This is a genomic window from Mycobacterium sp. E796 (assembly GCF_001672815.1).
Lineage (GTDB): Bacteria > Actinomycetota > Actinomycetes > Mycobacteriales > Mycobacteriaceae > Mycobacterium.
In genome coordinates, this window is record NZ_LZKK01000212.1 from 17,668 (window position 1) to 43,995 (window position 26,328).

General features: G+C 63.6%; 25 protein-coding genes. 16 read left to right on the top strand and 9 right to left on the bottom strand.

The window, feature by feature from the left end; translation table 11 throughout:
- Window positions 1-50: 50 nt before the first annotated feature.
- Genes A5706_RS15780 through A5706_RS15795 form a run of 4 tightly spaced genes read left to right on the top strand, consistent with a single transcriptional unit; the run spans window position 51 to window position 6,047 of the window.
- The gene (locus tag A5706_RS15780) at window positions 51-1,421 is read left to right on the top strand and encodes an aldehyde dehydrogenase family protein (RefSeq protein ID WP_068132228.1); all 1,371 of its coding nucleotides are present in this window, start codon (window positions 51-53) and stop codon (window positions 1,419-1,421) included.
- 44 nt (window positions 1,422-1,465) lie between these two features.
- Entirely contained in the window at window positions 1,466-3,817 is a 2,352-nt protein-coding gene (locus A5706_RS15785; protein WP_197517849.1) for a CaiB/BaiF CoA-transferase family protein, read from the top strand.
- Window positions 3,814-5,256: a hypothetical protein gene (locus A5706_RS15790; protein ID WP_156767154.1), complete on the top strand. Its 1,443-nt coding sequence runs from the start codon at window positions 3,814-3,816 to the stop codon at window positions 5,254-5,256. The genes A5706_RS15785 and A5706_RS15790 overlap by 4 nt, the downstream gene beginning before the upstream one ends.
- A complete protein-coding gene (locus tag A5706_RS15795; protein ID WP_068132233.1) occupies window positions 5,253-6,047 on the top strand; it encodes an SDR family NAD(P)-dependent oxidoreductase in 795 nt (264 codons plus the stop codon). Before A5706_RS15790 ends, A5706_RS15795 begins: the two co-directional genes overlap by 4 nt.
- Here A5706_RS15795 and A5706_RS15800 read toward each other — a convergent pair whose 3' ends face one another.
- The gene (locus A5706_RS15800) at window positions 6,048-6,656 is read right to left on the bottom strand and encodes a TetR/AcrR family transcriptional regulator (RefSeq protein ID WP_231985315.1); all 609 of its coding nucleotides are present in this window, start codon (window positions 6,654-6,656) and stop codon (window positions 6,048-6,050) included.
- 179 nt (window positions 6,657-6,835) lie between these two features.
- Here A5706_RS15800 and A5706_RS15805 point away from each other — a divergent pair, with 179 nt between their 5' ends.
- The 7 genes from A5706_RS15805 to larC are packed head-to-tail and all read left to right on the top strand — an operon-like array spanning window position 6,836 to window position 13,304.
- Entirely contained in the window at window positions 6,836-7,462 is a 627-nt protein-coding gene (locus A5706_RS15805) for a 4Fe-4S binding protein (protein ID WP_068132237.1), read from the top strand.
- Entirely contained in the window at window positions 7,459-8,871 is a 1,413-nt protein-coding gene (locus A5706_RS15810; protein ID WP_082964418.1) for a hypothetical protein, read from the top strand. Before A5706_RS15805 ends, A5706_RS15810 begins: the two co-directional genes overlap by 4 nt.
- Window positions 8,868-9,776: a molybdopterin-binding protein gene (locus A5706_RS15815; protein WP_068132239.1), complete on the top strand. Its 909-nt coding sequence runs from the start codon at window positions 8,868-8,870 to the stop codon at window positions 9,774-9,776. The genes A5706_RS15810 and A5706_RS15815 overlap by 4 nt, the downstream gene beginning before the upstream one ends.
- Window positions 9,776-10,582, top strand: a complete 807-nt coding sequence (locus tag A5706_RS15820; protein ID WP_068132241.1) for a hypothetical protein — start codon at window positions 9,776-9,778, stop codon at window positions 10,580-10,582. The genes A5706_RS15815 and A5706_RS15820 overlap by 1 nt, the downstream gene beginning before the upstream one ends.
- Window positions 10,575-11,414: an ATPase gene (locus A5706_RS15825; protein WP_068132242.1), complete on the top strand. Its 840-nt coding sequence runs from the start codon at window positions 10,575-10,577 to the stop codon at window positions 11,412-11,414. The genes A5706_RS15820 and A5706_RS15825 overlap by 8 nt, the downstream gene beginning before the upstream one ends.
- Before the next feature lie 28 nt (window positions 11,415-11,442).
- Window positions 11,443-12,099 carry a nickel pincer cofactor biosynthesis protein LarB gene (larB, locus tag A5706_RS15830; RefSeq protein ID WP_369831876.1) on the top strand — a complete coding sequence of 219 codons (657 nt, stop codon included), beginning with the start codon at window positions 11,443-11,445 and terminating at the stop codon, window positions 12,097-12,099.
- Entirely contained in the window at window positions 12,096-13,304 is a 1,209-nt protein-coding gene (gene larC, locus A5706_RS15835) for a nickel pincer cofactor biosynthesis protein LarC (RefSeq protein ID WP_068132246.1), read from the top strand. Before larB ends, larC begins: the two co-directional genes overlap by 4 nt.
- Window positions 13,305-13,380: 76 nt before the next feature.
- Here larC and A5706_RS15840 read toward each other — a convergent pair whose 3' ends face one another.
- The 4 genes from A5706_RS15840 to A5706_RS15855 are packed head-to-tail and all read right to left on the bottom strand — an operon-like array spanning window position 13,381 to window position 17,154.
- Window positions 13,381-14,229 (bottom strand): SDR family oxidoreductase, encoded by an 849-nt coding sequence (locus tag A5706_RS15840; RefSeq protein WP_068132247.1) that lies wholly within the window; start codon window positions 14,227-14,229, stop codon window positions 13,381-13,383.
- 1 nt (window position 14,230) lies between these two features.
- Entirely contained in the window at window positions 14,231-14,998 is a 768-nt protein-coding gene (locus tag A5706_RS15845; RefSeq protein WP_068132249.1) for an enoyl-CoA hydratase/isomerase family protein, read from the bottom strand.
- Between the two features lie 3 nt (window positions 14,999-15,001).
- Window positions 15,002-15,994, bottom strand: a complete 993-nt coding sequence (locus A5706_RS15850) for an acyl-CoA dehydrogenase family protein (protein ID WP_068132251.1) — start codon at window positions 15,992-15,994, stop codon at window positions 15,002-15,004.
- Window positions 15,995-16,002: 8 nt separating this feature from the next.
- Window positions 16,003-17,154, bottom strand: coding sequence for an acyl-CoA dehydrogenase family protein (locus A5706_RS15855; RefSeq protein WP_068132253.1), 1,152 nt, complete (start codon window positions 17,152-17,154; stop codon window positions 16,003-16,005).
- 396 nt (window positions 17,155-17,550) lie between these two features.
- Here A5706_RS15855 and A5706_RS15860 point away from each other — a divergent pair, with 396 nt between their 5' ends.
- Window positions 17,551-18,378 carry an SDR family NAD(P)-dependent oxidoreductase gene (locus A5706_RS15860; RefSeq protein ID WP_068132254.1) on the top strand — a complete coding sequence of 276 codons (828 nt, stop codon included), beginning with the start codon at window positions 17,551-17,553 and terminating at the stop codon, window positions 18,376-18,378.
- Window positions 18,379-18,716: 338 nt separating this feature from the next.
- On the top strand, window positions 18,717-18,887 hold the full coding sequence (locus A5706_RS33080; protein ID WP_156767155.1) for a hypothetical protein: 171 nt from the start codon (window positions 18,717-18,719) through the stop codon (window positions 18,885-18,887).
- A gap of 36 nt (window positions 18,888-18,923) precedes the next feature.
- Here the strand turns inward: A5706_RS33080 and A5706_RS15865 are convergent, their stop codons facing one another.
- A complete protein-coding gene (locus A5706_RS15865) occupies window positions 18,924-19,838 on the bottom strand; it encodes an MBL fold metallo-hydrolase (RefSeq protein ID WP_068132256.1) in 915 nt (304 codons plus the stop codon).
- 253 nt (window positions 19,839-20,091) lie between these two features.
- Between A5706_RS15865 and A5706_RS15870 the strand changes: the two genes are divergently transcribed.
- The 3 genes from A5706_RS15870 to A5706_RS15880 all read left to right on the top strand — a co-directional run bounded on the left by A5706_RS15870 (window position 20,092) and on the right by A5706_RS15880 (window position 23,180).
- Window positions 20,092-20,751: a 4Fe-4S dicluster domain-containing protein gene (locus A5706_RS15870; protein WP_082964419.1), complete on the top strand. Its 660-nt coding sequence runs from the start codon at window positions 20,092-20,094 to the stop codon at window positions 20,749-20,751.
- A 30-nt stretch (window positions 20,752-20,781) separates the two neighbouring features.
- Entirely contained in the window at window positions 20,782-22,167 is a 1,386-nt protein-coding gene (locus tag A5706_RS15875) for a hypothetical protein (protein WP_156767156.1), read from the top strand.
- 131 nt (window positions 22,168-22,298) lie between these two features.
- Entirely contained in the window at window positions 22,299-23,180 is an 882-nt protein-coding gene (locus A5706_RS15880) for a molybdopterin-binding protein (protein ID WP_068132260.1), read from the top strand.
- A 232-nt stretch (window positions 23,181-23,412) separates the two neighbouring features.
- On the opposite strand, the gene A5706_RS15885 is transcribed toward A5706_RS15880, so the two are convergent.
- The 3 genes from A5706_RS15885 to A5706_RS15895 are packed head-to-tail and all read right to left on the bottom strand — an operon-like array spanning window position 23,413 to window position 26,233.
- Window positions 23,413-24,258 (bottom strand): citryl-CoA lyase, encoded by an 846-nt coding sequence (locus tag A5706_RS15885; RefSeq protein WP_068132262.1) that lies wholly within the window; start codon window positions 24,256-24,258, stop codon window positions 23,413-23,415.
- The gene (locus tag A5706_RS15890; protein WP_068132264.1) at window positions 24,255-25,460 is read right to left on the bottom strand and encodes a CaiB/BaiF CoA-transferase family protein; all 1,206 of its coding nucleotides are present in this window, start codon (window positions 25,458-25,460) and stop codon (window positions 24,255-24,257) included. Before A5706_RS15890 ends, A5706_RS15885 begins: the two co-directional genes overlap by 4 nt.
- Window positions 25,457-26,233: an IclR family transcriptional regulator gene (locus A5706_RS15895; RefSeq protein WP_068132266.1), complete on the bottom strand. Its 777-nt coding sequence runs from the start codon at window positions 26,231-26,233 to the stop codon at window positions 25,457-25,459. Before A5706_RS15895 ends, A5706_RS15890 begins: the two co-directional genes overlap by 4 nt.
- Window positions 26,234-26,328: the final 95 nt, after the last annotated feature.

Here is a 26,328-nt window from a genome sequence, read left to right on the forward strand (position 1 = left end):
TGGTGGTCCACCGATTATGTTTGGCTTAGTAATATTGTTAAACTATATCGGTGGCACCACCTACAGAGGTTTTCGGCTGTCCCACCCCCGAGGATGTCGAGCGGTTGTTCGAGCGCCAGCGCCGACACCGCTGGGTCGCCAAGGACACTTCAGCGGCCGAGCGCGTCGCGGTTCTTCAACGCCTGCGCGATCAGGTTCAGCATGACGTCGAATTGATCTGTGCCGCATTGCATCAAGACTTGCTGCGTTCGCCGAAGGCCAGCATGATCGAGGTGCACTCCGTGCTGGCTGATCTCGACGACGCCATCGCCAACCTCGAGTCTTGGATGGCTCCCACTGAGCTGCCCATCGGGCCGCCGCCGCTGGACCGCGTCGCCAGCCAGATCAGGTACGAGGCGCGGGGAGTGTGCTTGCTGTTCGGGCCGTGGAACTTCCCCTTTGCGTTGGTCTTCCAGCCCCTGGTGGCTATCGTGGCCGCAGGCAATACCGCCATCGTCAAACCCAATGAAATGGCCCCCGCGACCTCGGCCGTGGTAGCCAGGATCATCAAGACCGTGTTCAGCGACGAGCACGTCGCCGTTGTCGAGGGCGACGTCACGCTCGCAGAACGCTTGCTAGAGCTTCCGGTCGACCACATCTTCTTCACGGGAAGCCCTGCGGTCGGCCGTCGGGTGATGAGGGCGGCGGCAGCCCATCTGGCATCGGTGACCTTGGAACTCGGTGGCAAGTGTCCGGCAGTCGTGTTCGCCGGCTCCGACATCGCCTCCGCTGCGGCTCAAATCGCCGCCGGCAAACATCAAAACGCCGGCCAGGTGTGCCTGTCTCCTGATCACGTGTGGGTCCAGCGCAGCGTTCGTGAGGAATTCGTCGAGCACTACGGGGCCTGGATCAGACGCAAGCTTTACGACAACGGTGAGCTCTCTGCCGAGAAGTTGGGCAAGATCATCGACCGGCGCAACTTCGACCGCATCGAGGGCTACGTTGACGACGCGCTGCGACGGGGCGCGCCGGTGCACTGGTTCGGCGACAGTGATCCTGAAAGCACCGTCATGGCGCCGGCAGTCGTGACTGACGTCAAGCCTGATTTCGCGATCATGAAGGAAGAGATCTTCGGCCCCGTGCTTCCTGTGCTGGATTTCGACAATCCTGACGAGGTGGTTGCCTGGTTGCAGGACAACGAAAAGCCGTTGGCTCTCTACGCTTTCGCCGAGGATGGGGACGCGTCGGTCGACGCGCTGCTGGCGGCCACGTCGTCGGGCGGAGTGACTGTCAACGGCTGGGCGCTGCACTACGGCGACAATCGCCTACCGTTCGGCGGTATCGGTGGGTCCGGCATGGGTCGCTATCACGGCGCGCACGGCTTTCGTGAGTTGTCGCACGCACGGTCGATATCCACGTTGTCGGCAATCCGGCAGAGTTAGTCGTGGCCATTAGTTCTGCATCCGCGCCCAGGCCCTTGGCCGGCGTGCGCGTAATCGACATCACCGACACGGTCGGGGCGATGTGTGGGCGAATACTCGCCGACCTCGGCGCCGATGTTGTACTGGTCGAACCGCCCGCCGGATTGCGCTCGCGCCAGCTGGCGCCCTGTGTCGACGGAATGAGTCTTCGGTTCGCGACCGCGCATGCCAACAAGACGGTTGTGACACTGGATCTCGAGACCCCCGAAGGACGCGAAGAACTTTTGCATCGCGCCGGCACCGCGGACATCCTCATCGACGGACTGCCCGCTGGACGGCTCGGCGACCTCGGAGTGGCCGCCGAACTGCTACGCGTCCGCAATCCGCGACTGGTCATCACTGCGATCACGCCGTTCGGCCAAACCGGGCCCTACCGGGACTATGCCGGCTCGGAGGCGGTGTATTTAGCACTGAGCAGTGTGCTGTCCCGATCGGGTCTGCCCGGACGGGAACCACTGCTACCGCCCGGTCGCTTGGCCGACGAGCACGCCTCAGCCCAGGCGGCGTGGGCGAGCCTGGTGGCCTACTGGGATGGCCTGGGCACCGGCGTCGGACAGGACGTCGACGTGTCGGTGCTGGAAGCCGTGATCAGTTCGATGGATCCGGCGTTCGGCATCGCCGGTTCAGCGATGGCGGACCTGAGGGCCAGCGATCTTCCGTCTGGGCGGCCCGACGCCCGCCATCTGTACCCGATCTTCGCTTGCCGGGATGGATTTGTCCGGATATGTATGCTGGCGCCTCGGCAGTGGCGGGGGATGTTCTCCTGGCTAGGAGAGCCGGAAGAGTTTCGGGATCCCAAGTACGACAGCACAGTTGAACGCTTCCGCGCCCGGCGCGAGCTCTACGGGATGATCGGCGAACACTTCGCCGGCCAAACCGCCGCGCAACTGGCCGAGGGCGGGCAACACTTCGGAGTGCCGATCGAACCCGTCAACACTTTCGCCGATGTCCTGCAGAACGCACACTTCATGGCGCGCGGAAGCTTCGTCACACAGCGCACACCAAGCGGACGAAGCGTGCGCCTGCCCCGCGGCTGTCTCGAAGTCGACGGAGCGCCGATAGGCCTGGGCGCGTCGGCTCCACCCGACGCGGCGGTGACAGGGCACCGGGACGAACCGTCCATCCCGTCAGCGGCTAGCCCATTGGGCGCCGGCGGCCCGCTCACCGGCTTGCGCGTACTCGACCTCGGGGTCATCGTGGTAGGTGCCGAGACCGGGCGCCTGTTCGCCGACCTCGGTGCTGACGTCATCAAAGTCGAAAGCAATGCCTTTCCGGACGGCGGCCGGCAGGGCGGCAAACCGGGCGCTGTCACGGCGTCGGTGGCGTGGGGCCACCGCAACAAACGCAGCCTCGGCATCGATCTCAGAAATCCGCACGGCCGGGAACTGTTCCTGCGCCTGGTTGCGGCCAGCGACGTCGTGGCGTCGAACTTCAAACCGGGCACCATGGCGTCGTTGGGCCTGGACTACGCCACCCTCAAACAGGCCAATCCAGGCATCGTCGTCATCGACTCCAGCGCCTTGGGCAACAGTGGCCCCGCCAGTAGGAGGATGGGATACGGACCCTTGGTGCGCGCGTTCACAGGCTTGACCAACGCATGGCGCTACGACGACGACCCAGCGGGATTTTGCGACAGCATCACCGTCTATCCTGACCACACCGCCGCGCGGATGGGCGCGCTGGCCGCGCTGGCCCTATTGATCCGCCGCAGGCAAACCGGCGCCGGGGGTACCGTCAGCGTCACCCAGGCCGAGGTGATGCTCATGCAGTTCGCCGCCGAATTCGGTGCGCAAGCTCTGGCTCCCGAAACCGTTGAGGCAGCCGATCTGGGCAGCGACGACCTGATAAGTGGCGTCTTCCCCTGCCGAGGGGAGGATCAGTGGTGTGTCGTCACGATCCGTGACGACGACGATTGGCGTGCACTGTGTGGCACCGTGGACGCCAACGATCTGACCCTCGATCCGGCGTTCGGTAGCGCGGCCAGCCGCCACAACCGACAAGCCGATATCAAAAAGCGGCTCAGCGCATGGACTTCGGTGCATACCCCCGACGAGGTGATGCTCGCCGCGCAGGCTGCCGGCGTGCCGGCGGCGGCGATGCGCCGGGTCAACGAATTGCTCACGGACCCGCACCTGGTTGCCCGCCGGACATTCACGAATTTGCATCAACCTGGCCTCGGTGACCTCCCTGCCGAACGTTGGCCCGCGATCATGTCGGCCACCACGGAGGCGCGCCTGCGACCGGCGCCCCGGCAGGGCGCCGACACCCGCGACATCGCCGCGGAGCTGCTCCAGCTCAGCGACCAGGAAATTAACGCGCTGATCACCGACGCGGTTCTGCAGGAATGCGAGCCGTGACCGCAGAGGTTGCCGCCCGGATTCCGGTGATCGTCGGAGCCGCCCAAGTGGTGCAGCGACCGGGGACGTGGTCCGATCCCGCGGACGCTCCCAGCGCTCTGGATCTGATGACCGACGCGCTGCACGATGCGGCACGTGATGCCGGATCACCGTCTTTGTTGAGCCGGCTGGACTGGGCCGCGGTGGTGGGAGGATTTTGGCGCTACCGCAATCCCGCGCAGGTTCTGGCCACCCGTCTCGGGGCGACACCGCGCGGTCTCGCCTTGACCGCAATCTCGGGTAGCGCGCCACAGGACGCGGTGGGACTGGCTGCGGCGCGTATCGCGGAGGGCCAACTCAATGTGGCCGCCGTCGTCGGAGGCGAAGCCGCCTGGACAGCGCGACGGCTGCGCAAGCTCGGGATACGAGGGCCAGAGGCGGGTGACGATGACGGCTCTGCGCCAGAAATGTTGGGCCGCTTTCCCGCCGAGGTGATCGACGAGGGGCGCAGTTTCGGTCCCGCGGCCGCCGCGTACGCACTGTTCGACGATGCCCGGAGATTCGACCGGGGCGAATCATTGACGGAGCACCGCCGCCGGCTCGCGCAACTGTGGTGGGAGTTCAATCAGGTGGCCGCCGACAACGACTACGCATGGGACCGCCGCCGCCGTACCGTTGAGGAGATTGGGCTGCCAACGCCGGACAACCGATTGATCGCCTATCCCTACACCCTTGACATGGTGGCCAATAACACCGTCGACATGGCGTCGGCAGTCCTCATGACCGACCTGGCCACGGCGCGCGGACTCGGGATTTCCGAAGACCGGCTGGTCTTTCCGTGGGTCAGCGCGCACGGACACGAGACATGGCAGATCGCCGACCGTCCCCGGTTGCACCAGACCTCGGTCTTACGGGCGATGGGCGTCGCGGCCTCGGCCTACACGGGCGTGGCACCGGGCGAGGCCGCGCACATCGACCTCTACGCGTGCTTTCCCAGCGTTGTTCAAATGTCGACAGAAGCGCTTGGCATCGACACGCAGCGCGTGCTGACGCTCACCGGCGGCCTGTCCTTTGCGGGCGCGCCGGTGGCTAATTCGAGCGGGCAGGGTCTGGCGGTGCTCGTCGATCGTGTGCGGCATGGCGGTCACGGATTCGTTCACGCAAACGGCGGGTACGCGACCAAACATGCCATCGGCTTATACAGCAATTCGCCTCCGGCCCAACCCTTTCGGCGCTTGGAGCTGGGCGACGAGGCGGCGTCGACGCCAAGATCCGACGACCGCCCCGGGCTCGTGGAAGCCGCCACCGTGGTGTTCGACCGCGAAGGTGCCGAGCACGTTCTGGCAGCGGTCACCGACCATGGTGGAAGGCGGCGATTCGCCAAGACCGCCCGACGCGAGGTCATCGACGAGGTGTTGAGCACCGGACTGGCCGGACGACAATGGGAATGGGACGAATGACCGACGACGTCAGCTCAAGTTATCCGATTCGATGCCCCGCAGAACTGTTCGACTTGTCGGACCGGGTCGCGATCGTTACCGGCGCCTCCAGCGGACTCGGTGAGCGGTTCGTCCGGGTCCTTCACGGGGCAGGAGCGCACGTGGTGGCCGTTGCGCGTCGTCAAGAGCGTCTTGATCGCTTGGCCCACACGCATAAACGCGTCGTCGCGATGCGCGCGGACGTTACCGACGAGACCGCTGTGAGCCGACTGATCCAGAGCGTGATTGACCGGTTCGGGCGCATCGACGTGTTGGTCAACAACGCTGGGGGCGGATCTCCTGGACCTGCACTGGACGAAGAGCTCGACGACTTCCGGAGATCACTGGAGCTCAATGTCACCAGTGTGTTCAATCTGGCCCGCCTAGCCGCCGCGCCGATGGTGCAGGCCCGGCGTGGAGTCATCATCAACGTCGCCTCCATCTATGGCCTGGGGTCGTCGTGGCCCATCCCGAACACCGGATACACCGCAGCGAAAGCGGCGGTAGTCAACCTCACTCGCGAACTCGCCTGTCAATGGGCAGCGCACGGCGTGCGCGTCAACGCGATCGCGCCAGGGTACTTTCCGTCAGAATCAACGCAGGAGATGGTTTCGGATCAAGCCTCGACAGAATTCGTCGCTCGTAGGACGCCGATGCGCCGGTTCGGATGTCCACACGAACTCGACGGTGCCATCGTCTTCCTTGCCAGTGACGCCTCGACCTTCCTCACCGGACAGACCATCGCCGTCGACGGCGGATGGACTGCTTACTGATCAGCCGCTTGCAGAACGGCTCGGACGCCGCTTTGATGGCGCACAATCACTTTCGCCGCCAGATGAGCTCCCAACTGTTCGCTGGTTCTCCGCGAACCCGGTCAACAACATTTGGACGGCCTGCGCAGCCGCGTCGGCGGCTTGATCCATGGACAACATCGACATGCCGTCGAGTGACATTCGGACGTGGCCCAACACCGTCGCCATGATCCCCAGTGCCACAACGTGACAGCGCTCGGGACGCACACCGGTCGCACGGGCCACCATCGACAAGAAACGCTGGTAGTCACGCTGGCCGTACCCGGCAATCACCGTCGACAGGCGCTGGATATCGCTATCGAAGATCAGCGCGAACGCGGCGGTCTCGTCGCGGGCCAGCGCAAAATAGTCGTGTAACAGGGCCAAGATCTCGCCCCGGGCGTCCGGCGTGTCGAATGGCCGGTGTGCGCGGCGCCGATTCCATTGGTCGTAGCACGACTCGGCGGTGGCCACCAGCAGGGCCTGAAGGCTCGCGTAGTGCCGGTACGCCGCGGCGTGGCTGACGCCGGCCCGCCGGGCTGCCTCGGCGAGCGTCACACCGCCGACGCCTTTTTCGCCGATGATCGCCAACGCGGTCGCCTGTAAGGCACTGGCCAAATCGCCGTGGTGATAGCGGCGACGCTTACCCGCGGTCTCCATGGTCACCATTGTCCGATCACGCGGGTCCCCATTCCTTGCGAGGGCAATGTTACAACATGTAACATCTAGGTGGTCAGCTCGCCGCCCATCGCACCAAAGGATTGGCAACGTTGAAGAACGTCAGACAAGTCGTCGAGATCGTCGACGACAACTGCACCGGTTGCTATCGATGTGAGCGCACCTGTCCCACGGGCGCCATCGAGATGGTCGGCCCACGGAAAAAAGCGCTAGCGGTGGTGGCACCGGAGGCGTGCATCGCCTGCTTCCGCTGCATCGATGTATGCGACGACGACGCGATTACCGTCGCCGAACTGGAGCAACCACGCATGGTGCGTACGTCCACCAAAACGGTCGACGCCCAAACGTTGCGCCAATTGTGTGAGAAGGCCGGCATGGATCCTAATCAACAAGCCTGCCTGTGCAGCTCCACCAAGGTGAAAGAACTGGCTGCCGCGGTGCTCACAGGTGCGTCAACATTCGAAGATCTCGCGCGGGCGACCGGGGCAGCGTCGGGATGTCTTCTCTACTGCGGGGTACCGATGCGTCGGGTGTTGGTCGCCCACCTGGGCGAGAACTATAACGACTCCCCGCACGTTCGCCGCTATGACTCCGACCAAGTGCTGCTCGACGTTCCAGAGGACGCCGCGGACGCCTATCCACTGTTCGCATTGCGTCGAGAACAGGCCGCCGCGCGCGAACGAAGAGCAGCCCAAGCTACCCAGGAGGCATCACGATGACCGCCGTCGGTTCCATTCATCCGCCGGTCGAACCGCCCGAGGTGATGCCCACGGTCTACGGGCCGACGCCTCAGCAACTGCGCGGCCGCGACATTCCAGGACTGGTCTCTGTTTCGGTGCAGGACTTGTTCCCCGATACGCACCGGGCGATCTACCAGGGCGGCAAGGACACCGAAACAATCCGCGTCTCGGCTCTGGCGGCGCTCTCATCGGTCGACATGTCGATGATCAAACCCACCGAGGTCGTCAACGTGCTGTGTTCTGAGCACGGCTTCGGGATGCTCGGTGGCCACGCCTACGCCCAGATGCTCGAGACCATCAAGGACGAAATCGAGAGCCGAACCGGATGCACGAAGGTGCGGCTGGTGGTCATCGCCTGGCTGGGCGCGAAGGAACCCGGCGAACTCATCGAATTCTACGAATTAGACCGTCGATTCGACGGTCGAGTGCGCGGCGCGACCCCGATGGATCAAGGCATACCTATCGAAACGGCGATGGGGACACTGTACGGGCTGCGCAAGGTCTATGACGGCGACTGGATCGTGCATGCGCACTACGACGATCCACGTGAGATCTATGTCCACCGCGCCATCGACCGGATCACCAAGCCGTTCGGCATGTCGTATGCGCGTATGGAGACCCGGTCGATATTCCATCTCATGATGGGTCCGCGGAGCGGCAACTTCATCGGCCGGGCGATCGCCGATTCCGACTTCGTGCGCTCAAAACTCGCGTTCACCACGACTCTGGTGACATCTCCGGACGGCGTTGTGGGCATCGACGCCGACAACGACCTGAACGCGATCGGCAACCGCATGACCGCGAACATACTCACGTCCTACGGCAAGATGCTGACGCTTTTTCGTCGTCTGAGCGATTGCGTTGCGGTGATCGACGGCGGTAAGTGGCCGTATTACATCCACGCCGGCGGTTTGATCTTCGGTCATCTGTTCTACGGCAACGTCGATTGGTTCGATCTCGACCGCGATGAGGGTGGTGTGCCCGTAGAACAAGCCGTGGCCGCGGGCTTCAGCAAGTCCATCAAGGCGCTCGTGCTCAATCAGGCCCTTATCGGGCTGAACTTCACCAGCATGGCGATGCTGTACCCGACCATCATCGCCAACGAGGAAATGGCCCATACCATGCGCCATGACTTCTCAAACCCGTTGTTCATGGATCACGCGGAAGTGGCGAGCAACCTTTTAGAGGCGGTGGACACTGCGAAGGCACGCGGCGGTACTGACAAGGTGATCGTCTTCGACGGTGTCTACGGGTCGCTGAACGTGAGCCCGTCGATGGCAGAACATCTCTTCGAGCTCGCGCCTGAGTGCTCCCGGGAAGTCGACGAGGAACTCTTGCCGAAGTGGCTCAAACAGCGCGGCATCGATCCTGCGACACTGCACCGATGACTGCCGAATACGATCTGCTCCGCAAGAGTGAACTACGGCTCAGCGCAGTCAAGCTCGACGGAGCCGATCTGGGCCAGCTCGCCGCAGCGGTGGCGTCGGTGCTGGAGCTCGACCGCGGCGAGGTAGTCGTTACCGACTATCTGGACGACGTGTTGACCTTCGACATCCTGCGTCCAACGCTCTATTCGCATCAGCTACTCGGCCGACGAGACGCCCTTCTGGATGCGCTGCGCGCCCAGTGCGGAGTCAGCCTCGGCGAGGATGCGACGGTGACGGCCAACGGCATGCTCGGCTGGATCGCTGGTGAGCGCGCCGACGTCGAACCGGCGCTGCGCGCTGCGCAGCACACGGCCGCGGAAATCGAATCGCGGATCGCTCGGCGCGTCGGTGTGTTCTCCACCGGCGCCGAGCTGGTTGGGGGTGACGTGAAGGATACGAACGCCCAGACGCTCGAGAACGCTTTGACCGCAAACGGTTTCGCTTTCACTTTTCTGGCCGCACTTCCCGACGATCGAGATTTGATTGCCGGCTCGATCCGCCGCGCCGTCGACGACGGCTACGGGGTGGTGATCACCACCGGTGGCGTTGGCGCCGAAGCGAAGGACTGTACGGTCGAAGCGGTGCTCACCCTGTGCCCGGCCGCGGCAACACCGTACACCTGCCGATTCGAACCAGGGCATGGGCGTCATGTCAAAGACGGTGTGCGCATCGCCGTAGCGACCTTGCGTGGATCGCGCATCATCTGCCTGCCGGGCCCCACTCATGAGGTTCGGGAATGCTTGCGCCCTTTATTGACTGGACTCAACAGCGCGCAATCCGACAGTGGGTTGGCCCAGGCGCTCGCGGAAACTTTGCGGCAGACGCTGCATGAGCGGATGGGCCATCCCAACCACCGGGACCAGTAATGGAGACAACGTCTCGCCCCCGCCAGCTCACCGTCGAATTGCTCAGCGCGGTATCGGGTCGATATCGCGCCACCGTGTCGGCCACCGAGCCAGGAATCGTGGCAGGACTTGGCAATCTCGAGGAAATGGTAGCCCAACATGCGCTCGGAAAGCTGAAATACCTGCTGTGCGAGGGCGACGAAATCGGCCCCGGCCAGCCCATCATCGAAATAACCGGATCGGCCGTCGAAATCGCCAACGCGGAGAACCTGGTGCTCGGGCCTCTCGGATTCGCAGGCGGAATCGCCACCAGATGCCGAGAGATCCGCGCTCGTGCCCCGTCCGGTCTTCACATTGCCTGTGGCGGTTGGAAGAAACTCCCGGCGGCACTCAAACCGCTGCTGAGAAGCGGGCTGGACGCGGGCGGAGTGAGCCCCCGTCTGGTGCCGGACGACTTCGTCTACATCGACAAGAACACCGTCCGACTGCTCGGCGGGCTGGCTGCTGCAGCCAGCGCCGGGCGGCGACTCGATCACGGCGACGTCGCACTCCAAGTGACCAGTCCGGCTGAAGCTTTGGTGGCAGCACGCGCCGGTGCCAACATCATCATGGACGACACGGGCTCCGTTGATGTTCTCCGCGAGATCCAAACGAGTCTGGAAGCCGAGGGGATGCGTGACCAGATTACTCTCGCCTTTGCCGGCGGAGTGACCGTCGATGACCTGCCGGCCATCCGCGCGGCGGGGGCGGATGTCGTCGACCTGGGCCGCGCTGTACTGAACGCGCCGCTATGGGATCTGCACCTCGAGGTTCAGAAATATGAGTGAGCTGCACGGTGAACTGGTGCGCTGGTTAGCCGCGGTGCCACGCCGTGCCGTCGCCTGCAGCGGTGGTGTCGATAGCATGCTCCTCGCCACCGTTGCCCATCGAGCCGATGCTTCTGCGACCCTGGTTGTGCACGATTTCACGCCGGCGGTTCCCTCGGTCGCGGCGGCGCGTGTGCGTGCGCATGCCCAGTCCGAGGGTTGGCGGCTTCGGCTGGTGGGTTCTGGTGAATTCGATGACGAGCGATACCTGAGCAACCCGGCGAACCGGTGCTACTTCTGCAAGACCCACCTGTACTCCGTGATGACAGAATTGGTGGCTGCCGTGCAACCGGGCACGGTGTTGCTCAGCGGTGCCAATGTCGATGATTTGGGTGAATTCCGGCCGGGCCTCGTCGCTGCCAAAGAACATCAGGTCCGACACCCATTCATCGAAATCGGTTTCGGCAAGGACGAAATCCGCGCGTTGGCGAGGGATCTCGGCCTCGACTTCGCCGACATCCCCGCGTCGCCCTGTCTTGCCAGTCGTCTGTACACCGGGACGCGGGTGACTCCCGGCCGGCTGCGAGCGGTCGACGTAGGCGAAAACCTGCTCAGGTCGCGCACGGGGGTGGAAGTGGTGAGATGCCGTCTCGTGGAAGCGCAAGTTCGCGTTGAGGTGCTGTCTGAGGACGCCGCGCGGGTATCTCGCGAAGACCTCGACGTGGTGCTTGCGGCGATGCAGACGATCGAGCCGACACTGACCCAGATCAGCCTCGAGCCAGACGGTTACCGATCGGGACGAACCTTTGTGCTTCACGACCTCAACAGGCCTGAGTTGGTCGATGGCCGATAGTTCTTCTGCGCCCGGGTGCGATAAGTCTGTGCATCTCGGCTATGCCACGGTCGACGTCGACCGCGCCGCGCGCACCGGCGATCCCGAGGTCGTCTACGCCGCGGGCAAGACGCCCGAGGAGACCTTGGGTATCGTCGCCGCTTTGCGCGCGGCTCACCCGGATCGCGCCACCCTGGTTACCCGGGCGGGTCCGGAGCACATCACCGAGCTCACCGCACAGTGGCCGGAAGCCACCGTGTCGAAGAGCAGTGTTGCCGTCGGCCCGCTACCGCAACCGAGAGGCACGGTTGCCGTCGTCTCCGCGGGAACATCGGATGCCCACGTCGCCGCCGAGGCGGCGCTGACGGTGCGAGTCTTCGGATCGGAGGCTGTGTGCATTTCTGATGTGGGCGTGGCGGGGTTGCACCGTATTCTCGCCGTACAGCCGCGATTACAAGCCGCGGATGTGGCGATCGTGATCGCTGGTATGGAGGGCGCCCTGCCCTCGGTCGTCGGGGGACTCGTCGGCACTCCGATCATCGCGGTGCCCACTAGCGTCGGGTACGGAACGGGTGCCGGCGGCGTCGCTGCCCTGTTGGGCATGCTCAACTCGTGTGCACCGGGAATCGTCGTGTGCAACATCGACAATGGTTTCGGCGCAGGGGTTTTCGCCGCCCGGATTGCCAGAAGGGTGCGTTCGGCATGAGCAGGGTCGGTTGGCTGGACTTGCGCAGCGGCGTGGCCGGCGACATGATCATCGGCGCACTGTTCGGCGCTGGCGTACCGCTGGAGGTGATGGCGGCATCAGTCGCCGAACTCGGACTGCCGATCACCTTGCGGGAGGAGACCGTAACTCGCGGCGGCCTGGCTGCTACCAAAGTCTTGGTGGACACGCCTGCGGGCGAACAGCCGTCGCGGAGGTGGCGCGACGTCCGCGCGATTCTGCAGGTGCTCAAGCCGCCGCTGAGAGATTGGGCGTTAAAGATCTTCTTGGCGCTCGCAGAAGCCGAAGCGCATGTCCACGGGATCCATCCGGACGACGTTCACTTCCATGAGGTAGGCGCACTCGACGCTATCGCCGATGTCGTCGCGTCGTGCGCGGGTTTCCTGCACCTGGATTGCGATCGCATCGTTGTCACGCCTATTGCACTAGGAGGTGGGTCGGTCGCCGCCGCACATGGTCAGCTGCCTGTTCCGGGTCCGGCGGTGCTGGCCCTCATGCAACGGGCCGGTGCTCCGGGCTTCGGCGGGCCCGACCAGATGGAGTTGGCCACCCCTACCGGAGTGGCGATCGCCACCAGTGTGGCCCACGAATACGGCGACATGCCGGTGATGCGTATCGGCGCACTGGGTGTTGGTGCGGGCGACGCCGATCCGGCCCACCGGGCCAACGTCGTCCGTCTAGCGGTGGGCGAAACCGACGCGTCAACAGGTGCCGCCACAGATGACCGTGCCGTCGTGCTCGAGGCCAACGTCGACGATATGGACCCCCGGCTGTGGGCGACGGTGCTGGCGCGGTTGCTTGACGCCGGCGCCGGCGATGCGTGGTTGCAGCCCATCATGATGAAGAAGGGCAGACCGGCGCATACCCTTTGCGTGATCACCTCGCAGAGCAACGCCGAGGCGGTGCGGGAGGTGATCTTTCGGGAGAGTACCACGATCGGACTGCGGCAAAGCTTCGTCGAAAAGTTCTCACTGCGACGGGATTTCGTCACGATGGAGGTGGCGGGCGAACCCATAGCCATCAAGCGCAGCCTCTCCCCGGAGGGCAGTGTCCTCAATGCCTCGGCCGAATGGGACGACGTGGCAAGGGCCGCTGCGGCTCTGGGGCTGCCCGCCAAGCACGTGCTGGCGCTCGCCAACGGGCTTGCGGCTCAGCACCTGCCTGAATCGTCTGGTCTGGACACCTAGAATCAGGCGCCTACGGTTCTGGCCGTGCCGCGCTCGCTTCTCCTGCGAGTTGACGCGACTTCCCAGCGGGCGGTTGTCAGGGCAGCTGTTGTTCGATGGAGGTGAACTCCGGCATGATCAAGCCACGGCGCAACCAGTTGGCGCCGTCCAAAACAAGCGTGTGTCCTGTGAGGTAGGAAGCATACGGCGAACAAAGGTAGGTTGCGGCCCAACCTAATTCGTGAGGCTCGCCCACGCGTCCGCCGGGAATTCGTCTGGCGTCCTGCTCCGGGTCCGACATCTTGCGTAGCGCCTCAGGTAGGTCGTCGTGCGGAAATTTCCCGGGCGCGAGGCAATTGACGCGTATCCCGTGCGGTGCCCATTCGACTGCCAAGGACTGCGTCAAATTTGTGACCCCCGCTTTGGCGGCCGCTGAGTGGGCGGTACCGGGACCGCCTGTCCACGAGTAGGTCGCGCCGATGTTGAGAATCGCGCCTGAAGCCTGGCGTGCCAGCGACCGACGGGCGAATTCGGTGCTGCACAGGAACGTTCCGTTGAGCACAATGTCTACTACACTGCGCCACGCGTTGGCGGACATCTTCACGGCCCGGGCCGGAAAGTTGCCGGCTGCGTTATTTACCAGCACGTCCGCGGGGCCCAACTCGCTTTCCACAGAATCGAACATCGCGGCGACCCCGTCGGGGTCGCGAACATCGAGGGCAACCCCCAAGGCCCTGGCGCCCAGCGATGTGATCGCGTGGACGCCACTTGCGCGGTGTTCGGGGTTGCGACTGGCGATCGCGACAGCGGCTCCGGTTCTGGCGAACTCCACCGCCATGGCCTTGCCGAGGCCGGTGCCGCCACCGGTGACGACGACCACCTGACCGGCGAAGGTGTCAGGAGGAAGCATTGGCGTGCCCAGGGGCGGGGGAGACGGCAAGGGCATGTCAATTGGTCCTTTCCTCGGTACGTGTGGCCCGGACCGTCAAGTAGTCGTCAGATCTGAACAGCGCAGTCTGGGCCAACAGCTCTTGCCCGAAGCCGTTTCGAACGCGCCCCGCGGTGGCCTGATCGACCAGCAGCTTAGCCATCGAGACGGCCAAGCGGGGCTGCGCCGCGAGTTCTCGACACAGCTGCAACGCGCGTTCGGCCAGGTCGCCCACCGGGACGACTTCCTCGGCGAGGCCCCAGGCATAGGCCGTCGCGGCGTCGATGCGGGCACCGCTGAGCACCAGGTACTTCGCGCGGGCAGGTCCTACGAGGGCAGGCAGTATCTGGGTTCCCCCGGTGTCGGGAACCAGACCCAGGCCCACTTCGGGAAGCGCGAAAACCGCAGTGTCGTCGATGATTCGGATGTCAGCGCCCAAAGCGATCTCGAATCCGCCACCGATAGCCGCGCCCTGTACGGCCGCGACGACGGGCTTGGGTGAATCCATCATGTCCAGCCGAAGACGCTGGTGTTCCCGCACGAAAGTGAAGTCGTCCTCGTCGTTGCTGCGCTGGCCGAGTTCTGCGGTGTCGCGGCCCGAGCAGAATGATCTGCCCTCTCCCCGTATGAGCAGGCAGCGCACCAGCGGGTCATCGAGGTTGCGGTAGATGGCGGCGCGCATCTGCGCGAAGAGTGAATCGGTGATGGCGTTATGGCGATGGGGCCGGTTCAAGGTGATCACGCCGACTCCGTCGAGAACCTCGCTGATCAGTTCCGTGTTGGTCACAGTTCATTCCTTGTCGGGGTAGGGGAGGCGGGCGAGTCGGCGTGCGGCGTGGCCCAAATCCTCCAGTGCGCAAAGCAGGTGGGCTCTCTTCACGTAGCGATGGGCGCTCGTCTCAGCCGTGAAACCCATGGCCCCGTGGATCTGGATATTGCTGCGGGCGTTGGCTAGCGCGGCACGTCGGCAAAATGTCGCAGCGGCCAGAGCGTCATAGTCGGACTCGGGCGAGTTGGACGTTTCGTTGAGCGCCGCCATGAACATGAGGTTGTCGGCTGCGAACGCGCTCGTTGCCATATCCGCGCACTTATGTTTGATCGCCTGAAAGGCACCGATGGGCTTGCCGAACTGAATTCGGCTCTTGGCGTGCTCGGTAGCAAAATCGCTTGTCGCGAGGGCAATTCCGGCGAGCTGAGCCGAGGTGAGGATGAGAAGCGTGCGTCGCAGCCGGCCCAGTTCGACCGGATCATCCACGTGGGCGACCGCCGGGCCGAAACTCGCGGTGGCCAATCGGGCGAGCACGGTTCCGTCTTCGATTCCCGGATGGGTCGAAAGCGACTCGGGCATCTGGTACAACGCTGCTCGGCGTTCCTCGAGGAGAAGCGCATAGCGCGCTTCGCACGGGTCGACGACCAGCGCCTCGCCGTCGTTATCGGCAACGACTGCGCGTCCGGCGCGTTCCTTACCGGCGATGAGATCTGCTGCCAGCCCGGCGTTTCCGGCGATGCTGGCCACTCGAGCCGCCGCCAACGTGCTCAGGATAGGTCCTGGCGCCAAGCCCCGACCGATCTCACGGAAGACAAAAGCCTCGTCGAGAAGGGTGGCGCCGGCACCGCCGACTTCTTCGTCTGCGGCCAAACCGAGCCAACCCAATTGCGCAATCTCAGACCATTGGCCGTTATCGACATGAGCCCGGACGTGTTGTATCGGGAAGCGGGCCTCGAGAAAATCGCGTGTCGCTGCGGCCAGCGCCAGCTGGTCGGGGTCGGGCAGAAAGTCCACGTCGATTCCTAACGGTTTCTGGGCAGCCCGAGGATGCGTTCGCCGATGATGTCGCGTTGGACCTCTGAGGTCCCGCCCCCAATCGTCGATGCATACGAATACAAGTACTGACTAATGGTGGCCGAGTACCGGCCAGCGCGATCGATCGCGCCGATGCCGATGAGCTCCATCGCCGTCCTGTTGATGCGTTGGGCGAGGTCGGCGTAGAAGACCTTGATCATCGACCCTTCCGGTCCTGGCACATCCGTCCGCGCAGCGCTGGACACGGTCGCATAGGTCATCGCCCGCATCGCCAACACATCGGCCCGGAGCTCGCCGAGTTCGGTTGCGACGGCGGAGTCGTCGAGCATCCCTTGTGCCGCACAGTCGTCGGTCAGATTCTGCAACGTGACGGACAATTCCGTTTGAAGCTTCATGAAGCCGGTGCCGCGCTCGAAAGCCAGAGTTGACATTGCAACCGACCAGCCATCGCCCACCCCGCCGACTACATTTCCGAGAGGTATTCGAACGTCGTCGTAGAAGACCTCGCAGAACTCCGCCACCCCATCCATCGACACGATTGGTCTGATCGTGATTCCGGGGCTGTCCATCGCGCAGATGGCCCAAGTCAAGCCGTGGTGGCGAGTGGAGTTGGCATCGGTCCTCACCAGCAACTCCTGGAAGTCGGCCATGTGGGCGAAGCTGGTCCAGATCTTCTGACCGTTGACGATCAGTTCGTCACCCACAATCTCGGCCTTGCTGGTGATCCCCGCAAGGTCTGAACCGGCACCGGGTTCCGAGAACCCCTGGCACCACACCTCCTCACCGGCGAGTATGCGCGGCAGATGACGCCTCTTCTGTTCCTCACTTCCCTTTGCGATCAGCGTTGGGCCGCCGTGGTTGACACCCACGAATGCGCAGCCGATTCCAGGTCCTTGGGCGCGCGCATACTCTTCGAACCAGATCAGCTGGCGCGCCAGCGGCAGGCCCTGACCGCCATACTCCCGTGGCCAGGCGATCCCGCCATATCCGGCCTCGAACTGGCGACGCTGCCAGGCCATGTCCCATGCCCGCGCGCCCTGGTCATCGAGCGGTCTCGGCGTCGTAGGAAGATTCGCTTGCAGCCATTGCCGAACGTCATGACGAAACGCGACGTCTTCGTCGTCGAAAGCCAAGTCCATGTCGCCTCCTGCGCCGGTCGTGGAAAATCGATCGCTGGATCGAAGCGCGCGACTCCTCTGGCCAGTACAGCATAATGATCTAGCTTATCTGGACCCGGGTTGCATCCGTGGTGTCAGCACGACGCAGATTGCCAGCTGGCGGGTAGAGCGCCGACACGAGGCAGACGATCGGTTATGGCAAGAAGCCAGATGACCCTATGCCGGGTTCGCCCCAGACCTGGCGGAGGAATCGAGGATTGAGTAGTCCTGGTTAGTTGTGAGCCGGCAGCACGTAGTTCGGCGTCCGCTGGCAAACGGTGAAGTCAGACCGTCTTCGGGATACCGTCATACAAAATCCGGTGAAGGCGCTGACGATGCGGATGACGCGTCGGACAGACCCGATAGAGAGGTAGAGCCGTGACAGATCTCAATAACGCGGTGGTCGCAGTTACCGGCGGCGCGACGGGAATCGGTCTGGCGCTGGCCCGCGAGGCGGTGCGGCGTGGCGCCCGAGTGATGATCATCGACGTCAACGGCGCCGGAGAGGCGGTCGCCGCTCTGCGTCAAGAGGGCGGCACGGTGGAATCGACGATTGCCGACGTGTCCGAGCTGGCTGATGTTCGGCGTGCGGCGGCCGAGACAGTAGACCGCTTCGGTGGCGTCAACGTCGTCTGCAACAACGCCGGCACTGGGGCGTTCGGCCCGCTGCACGAGGTGGATCCGGACCACGCCAGACGGGTCTTGAGGATCAACGTGGAAGGCGCCTTTCACGTTGTCCATGCCTTTGCCTCGGCGCTGCGCGCGTCCGCTGCCGCGGGCAGCGCCGCCTACCTGCTGAACACCGGGTCGGAACATTCGCTGGGGGTCCCACCGCATGTCAAACCGATGAGTATCTACACGGTGAGCAAGTACGCCGTTCTCGGGTTGACGATGACGGCGCACCGCGATCTGGGTCCATCGGGGATCGGTGTCTCGATGCTCGCTCCCGGCTGGACCCTGACCGACAACATCCGACGCTTGACCGAAGCGCGGCCCAAGGCAGCGGCGGCGATCATGCCCTACGCACAGGACCCCGCCGACGTCGCCTCGATGGCCTTCGAGGGACTGCTGGCTGGAACCAGGATCATCGTCACCAACCCGCACAGCCGAGCGTTCGCGATCGAGCACGCCGAGGACCTGATGATCGATATTCAGCGGCTCCCCGAGGTCGACGGCCAGCCGACCACCGCCGTGACGGCCACCTGAGCGCCGGCTCGGTGGCCCCTGCGGTCAGCCGCAACAATGGAGGCAGCGGTCCCAGCCGGCCGCTGTCGTGAAACAATCAGGATCGTTTCGAAAGCGCTTCAGTCATCCGTACGTTGACGCAGGGATCGGTAAGGCCGAGATCAGGAACCTGGCAGGGGAACTCGAACTGGAGGACATCGCGGAACTGCCCGCAGCGCCTTGCCTGGCAAGCCGCGTTCAGCGCCGCACATACTGATTGATACGCAGGTCCCTTGGAGCCATCAACAGGGTTGAGAGAGGTCTGCGGTCGATGCTGAACCAAGCGCAGGACGGTGTCGGCTTCGTGACCGCGTGTCGTCATGGAACTCGACGATTACACGCTGGAAGGCCTTTCAAACCGGCGACGCTATCCGATCGAGCAATGGGCGCGCCGCCAGTGGCCCCAATCCGGTACTGCGGCGGGAATCGAACGATACGTCTGGGATAGCGCATTCGTCGCGAATCAACCCAGCCAGGTCCATGATGGGTGAGCCGTCCGCCCCGGCGGCCGCACGAATCCTGGTGGTTTAGCACGGCGGCGGGGCAAGCACCTCGGTCGGGACAGGCTGCCATCGCGGCACCCCGGCGGCATCGCGCACGACGCGGCCGAACGGCTGATCGCCGAAGTGAATGGCGAAGCCGTATGTGTCTGGCGCGAGTAGCTCGTCGAGGAGACGTGCGCGGGCCCGCGGAACCGCAGATGGCATCTCATCAGCCGCGGAACCCCAACGCGGGTGGGCTAATTGCGCCGGAACATGAAATGCGTCACCGAAAGCGATGAGCCGACGTCCGTGTGATGAGGTCACCACGTAGGACGCGTGCCCGGCGCTGTGTCCCGGCGTAACCAAGGCGGTCGACCCGGGAGCGATCTCGCCACCGTCCGAAACCACGCATCGCTGTCGGTGCCGACCTAAGGGTTCGATCACGGAGCGCTCATCTGGTGTCTCCGCGGTCCGCTGACCGTCGGCGTGTGGCCTCCACTCCGCCTCGGCAAGAACGTAGGACGCCTTCGGGAATGTCGGTGCGAAGACGCCGTTCGAGGATTTGGTGAACATCCATCCCGTGTGGTCCACATGCAGATGTGTCAGTGCGAAGACATCGATGTCAGCCGGGTTGACGCCCACATCGCGCAAGCATCGTAGAAATGCGCCGGACTCAACAAACCCCACAGGATAGTGCGCAGCGGCGCGACCGAACCCCGCGTCGATCAGCAGACGGTGTCCTGCGCGCTCAACCAGCAACCCGCCCGTCGACATCAGCACTCGACCGTTTGCGTCGAGCTCCGCGGTGTGGTCGACCCAGTAGCTGCGCGGGATCGCGGGAAGGAACGCCTGCGGGAGCATGGCCATGATGCCGTCGACGACGTAGGTGAAGACGGCGTCGTCCATCTGCCATCGCCGCACGAAAGCTCTCGCGTTCAGGGCGCCCACACTCTGGTTCATTTGGGGTCCTATTGAATTGGGGGCATCGAGAATTGACGGTCCGGAAGGTCATTGACCAGGTTCGGGGCCGCCATGTTCGCACCGTTCGCCGGAGATAGATAATATAGCGGCAGTCATTGCCATAGATGCCGATTATGCCAAGGCATGTAGTCGGCCCGTGGACGCCATCCCCTCGACCATTGCACAACATATTAAACTAGGTACACTTAGACCGGTCGCAGCGCTTATAACCGAGATCACTGGGAGTCGGCAGGTGGCCAAAACGGTGCGCATGGTAGCCGAAGTGCTTCTGGACAAGTGCACGGGCTGCGGTCTGTGCGTGAACGTATGCCCTACTGTCGCTCTGTCGTTGCGTGGCCGCACGGAGGAAGATCCGAAGGGGCCGGGAACCCGTCGCGTGGCTGCTCTCGTGGAAGATGCATGCTACAACGCACAGAACTGCGTCGAGATCTGTCCAGAGGATGCCCTCACGATGCATGTCCTGCAAGAGCCATTCCACGTGACGACCACTGCCGACGACACGGAGCGCGAGGCCGTCGCCGCCCTCTGTCGGCATGCGGGCGTTCACCCCAAGCAACCGATCTGTTTCTGCGCGGAGACGCGCGCCAGCGAGATTGCGGCTGCGATCCTTCGCGGCGCGAGCTCCCCTGAGGAGGTCTCACTGGCAACGGGCGCGCGGACCGGTTGCACTGAACTGTGCCAGCAGCCCATCTTGCGACTCTTGGAGGCGGCGGGGAACGTCAATATCGCGAAGAACCCACCGGGCGGGTTTCAGTGGTACGGCGTCGCCGCCACGGCGGTCGACCTGCTGGACGGTAGCGGACACGTCGCCCCCGAGTACGCGCGGCAGTACCCGATTTACCCCTTGGATCGTGACGCGCAGGCCCTTAGAGGCAACTTCGAGGAGGCTTAGGAGATGCTCTACCCCACAATGTCCCCTCCTATGTTGCAAAGAACCTGGAAGGGCAAGCATCCCGACGAGGTCGTGGCACAGCGTGCTGCCAATCTTCCAGGAATCGTCACGTTGCCGGTGCGCAACCTCGACCCGACATTGCGGAAAGTGATGTGGGCTCTCGACAAACGCTGGGGTGCAACCGATCTCGATGCCGTTCGCGAGAAAACCCGAACGCGTTTACAGGGGATGAACCTTGACAAGATCTCGGCAGGCGAGACCGTGAATTTGCTCGCCAACCCGCACGGCTTCTCACTGTGCGGCGACGCCTACGTTGCAATGCTCGAGGAGACGCAAAAGTACGTCGTCGACAAGACGCGCGGACGGGTTCGCCTCCGAATAGCTGAGTCAATGGGGCATATCGAAAATCCGGACTGGGTCAAGATATTTGACCTAGATGACCGCTTCGGACCCGTCAAGGAGATTCCACAGATCGACCGCGGAGTCGAGATCGACACACGCATCGGAAAATTCTGGCTGTGTCGCCCACTCTTCGCTGCAGACCACTTCATTCACACCCACGTGACCGAGATGCGCGAAGGCTACCTGCACCGAATGGTCGACCGCCTACACAAACCGTTCGGAATGGGGTACACGCGCATCGAGACCCGATCGGCCTACCACTTCGGTTACGGTCCCCGAACCGGACAGATCGTATCTCGCGCGGTGTTCGACAGCGATTATGTCCAAAGCAAGTACGTCGGCACCGTTGTACTTGATACGACGCCAGAGGGTGTTGTCGATGTCGACGCCGACAACGACCTGGACGCCCTCAACCAACGTCTAACCATTGAGGTACTACGTACGTATGGCCCACTGATGCGCCTACTGGGCGAGATCGAGGACGTGGTAGTCGTTTTCGACGGCCACGGGTGTTTCCTTTACTCCTACGCCGCGGGGTTGCCGTTTGACGCGCTGCTGTACGCTGCGGTGGACTTCCTGGACTTGGACAATCTTGCATTGTTGTCCGCTTTCACGTCGAAGTTGCCAACGAATCCAGGACTTTTTCTCAGGAGCAATCCGGCAATCAAGGCTATCGTCGTCAACTACATGCCTGGCGGCGTGCCGTTCACGTCCACTGTTCGCAACATACCAACCTTCTTGGTAGACGGTCCTGCTGCGGAGTGGTTGATCACCGATCCCTCTAATGCTCAACTCGCGGAATATGTCTCGTTGATCACCGATCTGCCTGCGGCGATGGCGCGGGCAAAGCAAGCTGCCGGTACCGACAACGTCATCGTCTACGACTCTTTACCAGGGGCGTTTCATCTTTCCGAGGGTCTAGCCAACCGCATGATGGAGCGCGCACCTGGCGTGGTCTCCGATGTTCATCACCGACTACTTCCAAAATGGTTGGCGCAAAGATCGTTTCGATGAGTAGGCGGGCGCGGTGCGGGTGGGTTTGACGCTCACGAGAGAAATCGGATCGTCGATAGCTGTCTTGGCCCGCGTCAAAGACACAATTGGCGCAAGCGAAACCTGAGGCAAGTGGATGGAGCTAACTGTCGATGACTGAAATCGAGCTGCTAGATAAGACGGAATTGTGGGTTTCTGGAGTGACGGTCGACCACGTCCATCTTGTACGACTGGCCGACGTGGTAGCAGCCACGTTATCGCTTCCGCGGGAAAAGCTGCTGGTGACCGACGTCCGTGACGATCGCATAGTCTTCGACGTCCTTCAACCGCGCATGCGGATCGCTGACCTCGCCGGCAAAGAAGCCGCCCTGCTCGCTGCCGTCGCTGACGTACCGGGAGTCCAGTTGGCTAAAGGTGCGGCTGTGCACTCTCGCGGCGTTCTGGGCGTGATTGGACTACCGACGCAAGAAGTTTCGTCAGTGCTAGAGGATCTCTGCGACATCGACCGGAACGTTCGAGCTTATGTGGGTCGGCGTGTGGCCGTCATATCGACCGGAGGTGAGGTCTCGGACGGAAGAGTGCGAGACACCAACCTAGAAGCCGCCACATCGATCCTCGGTGGCGCTGGCTACGAGGTCGCGGCCGGAGGCGTGGTACCCGACGACGAGGTTGCGATAGCCGGTCGAGTGGCTCTTCTCGCTTCGGAAGGATTCGGCATCATCCTCACCACTGGTGGCATCGGTGCAGAAGACAAGGATCGCACCATTGAGGCGCTTCAGATGCTAGATCCGAACCTGGCCACTGCAGTACTTGCCCGCTTCGAGCCCGGCAAGGGCAGGCATGCTAAGGACAGCATCCGCGTTGCCGTGGCAGTGACCAACTGGTCTATCGTCATTGCGCTTCCGGGGCCCACCGACGAAGTGCTAAGGGCCCTACCGGAGTTAGTAAGCCAACTCAATGCGGGCGCCACGCCGGGGACGATGGTCGAGGCGATCGCGGAGGTCTTGCGGGCTCCGCTGCGGCCTGCCCGATAGAACTATGTCGATTATGTAGCTGTTACGAAACTTGTCCGGGGTGCCGATGTCGGAAGGATCGGGTGACTGCTGGACGGTCGGCATCGCGGGGGTGCCCACCTCGGTCAAGGTGCACATGGACATGATGGCGTCGCGCGGCCCGTGACCTGGTCTGCGGGAGTCCCTGGCTGCGCCCGCTAGCGCGCGTGGCGACGGCACCGGGGGCGGCCCCGTGTTCTGGTGACCTTTCACCCTAGGCATGCCCTCGATCGGGCACCGAGCGTTGCTCGGGGCCAGTGTAGGTCGGCAGGAGGGGAGGCGGGATGGGGCCCTTGATGCGGCGTCCGCCACGGCGCTCTTCCCACGCATGTGCCAGGATGCCAACGGATCGAGACAGGATGAACAGCCCTCGGCCGAGTTCGGCAGGAAAACCCAGCTCGGCGCAAATCACCGCCGTGGCGCCGTCGATGTTCATCGGAACAGGCCGGTCGCGTCCGGCGGCGAGCTGGAGTTCTATCTCCTCGGCGATGGCCAAATACTTCCCGGTGATCGTGCCGGCCGCGACCTGTTTTCGGGCGGCGTCCATGAGGGGGTCGCGGCGCGGATCTCGGGGATGGAAGCGGTGGCCGAAACCGGGGACGTAGCTGTTCGCTTCGCGGTAGCGCGACAGCATCTCACCCACAACGACTTTCAGCTCGCGAGGGTCGGAGGCGATCTCCTCGAGAAGTTGCATACATTGTTGCCCTGCGCCGCCGTGGATGTCGCCTAGCATTCCTATACCGGTCGACATGGCTCCGTGTAGTCCGACACCGCAAGTGGCTGCCATTCGGGCAGCGGCGATGGACGGCGCTTGCGGGCCGTGATCGACCGCGGCGACGAGGACGAGTTCGAGGAGTTCGGCATGCTCGGGGCGTGGCAGGTCGCCGCGGATCATCAACCAGATCATGTCGGTGAGGCCGACGGAGCCGATCATCTCTTGGATCGGGTAGCCCCGCAGTCGTATAACGCCGGGTTCGATGTCGGAGACGGCCGTCGACCACCAATCGGTTACGTCGCGCGTGGTGGTCGACGTTTCGGCGTGATCGCGCGCGGTGTTCATATCGCCTTCTCGTTGCGTAACGCAGCGATCGTGGCGTCGTCGTAGCCGAGCTCGAGCAGGATCTCGTCGGTGTGTTGTCCGAGGGTCGGCGGCGGCGTCGTGGGGGAGATGGGTTGTCCGTCAACGTGTGTTGGTAACCCCAGTACCCGCAGCCCGTCTGCTGTCGCTGCCGGCGACTCAAGCATTGCGACGAGGCCGCGATGAGTGATCTGCTCGCAGGACAGCGCCTCCGGTACGGATCTCACTGGAGCCGCCGGAACCCCAGTGTGCATGAAGATTGCATCCCACTGCGCGGCACTGTGTTCCTTGAGAGAAGTCTCCAGAATCGAGCGCAGCTCGTCGCGATTGCGTATGCGATCCTCCCGGGTGCGGAAGCGCGGATCATCGATCAGTTCGTCTCGCTTGAGGGCCCTGCATAGTGCGTCGTATTGCTCTTGCTTGTTCGCGGCGATGTTGAGAGCGCCATCACCGGTATTGAAGGTGCCTGATGGGGCGGACGTGCTGTTCTCGTTGGCCATTGCCTTCGGTTCCCGCCCGGCGATGAGATGGTCGGAGACGACCCAGCCCATTGACGTCAGCGCCGCATCGAGCATGGAGGTGTCGAGGAAAGCGCCCTGACCGGTGCGCTGTCGTCGGACCAGTGCCGCGGCGATCGCGAAGGCCGCCGCCTGCCCTCCGAAACTGTCACAGACCGGATATCCAACCCGCAGCGGTGCGCTCTCAGGACTGCCGGTGACGGTCATGATGCCCGAAAGCCCCTGTATGACTTGGTCGTAGGCGGGCCTGCTACGCATCGGCCCGGTCGAGCCGAAGCCTGACACTGCGCAGTAAATGAGCCTCGAGTTCAGCTCGCGCAGCCTTTCCCATCCGAACCCGAGTCGCTCGAGCACACCGGGTCGGAAGTTCTCGAGCAAGACATCAGCGTCGCCAATCAATTCCTCGAAAACGCCTTTTCCTGGCTTGGACTTCAAATCTATTGTGATCGAACGCTTCTGAGCGTTTTGAGCCAAGAAGGATGCTCCGAGCGACATGGCGCTCAGGTTGGCGTCGGCACCCAACTGTCGTGCTAGGTCGCCGGTGCCGGGCGACTCGATCTTGATCACGTCGGCACCCATCAAAGCCAGCTGGTAGCCGGCGAAGGGGCCGGCCAGCACATTCGTCAAGTCGAGCACTCGGATGCCCGCGAGTAAGTCAGCGGTCATAAGAAGACCTCCACGCTGCCCAGGCCGACCGAACCGATCTCCACTGCGGTCGCAGTCACCTCGTCCACGTATCGTCCGACCCGGTCGGCGGTAAAGCGCGAGGTGGGACCGCTTACAGATAGCGCCGCGATCACTCGGCCATCGCTGGCTCGAATCGGCGCCGCCACAGCGGATGCACCGAGTTCGCGTTCGCCATGAGTCACCGCGTATCCAGCCGCCGCGATATCGGTGATCTCGCGGCGTAACGCCTCCAAGTCCAGATCGGACTCGTTGGCCGCCAGATGTTGCAGTGTCCGTTGGGACGCGCCGGTGAGCAGGATTTTGGCCGCCGCGCCATACGCTAACGCGTACGGCACGCCCACGGCTACGACGCTGCGCACTGTGGCGGTGCCCTCAACCTGTGCGATCGATACTCGGTGGGTGTCCTGGCGGACATAAACGTTGACGGTTTCGCCGCAGGTGTCCGCAAGGCGAGTCATCAGCCTGCGGGTTTCGGCGCTGACCTCCCACATAGCCTGCGAAAGCGCGACCCAGCGCAGGAAACCTGCCCCCGGCCCGTACGTCGAATCACCGCGGTCTGAGATGAGCCCTAGGGACTCCAACGTCGACAGCAATCGCACCACAGTGGTCTTCGGCAGCCCGGTCTGAACGACTAGCTCTCGTAGGGCACGAACGGGATGTTCGACATCGAAGAGATTCAGCACGCCTACGGCACGGGCAATGCTGCGCACCCCATTGTCGGTCTTCAGGGCGGCTGTCTGGAGAGGCTCCACACCGTTGACTGTAAACCACTGTGTGGACCGTGTATACCGCACAGTGGGTTGACCGAGGGTCGGGAACGTGCTTCGATCGGCCTTGAACCGAGCAG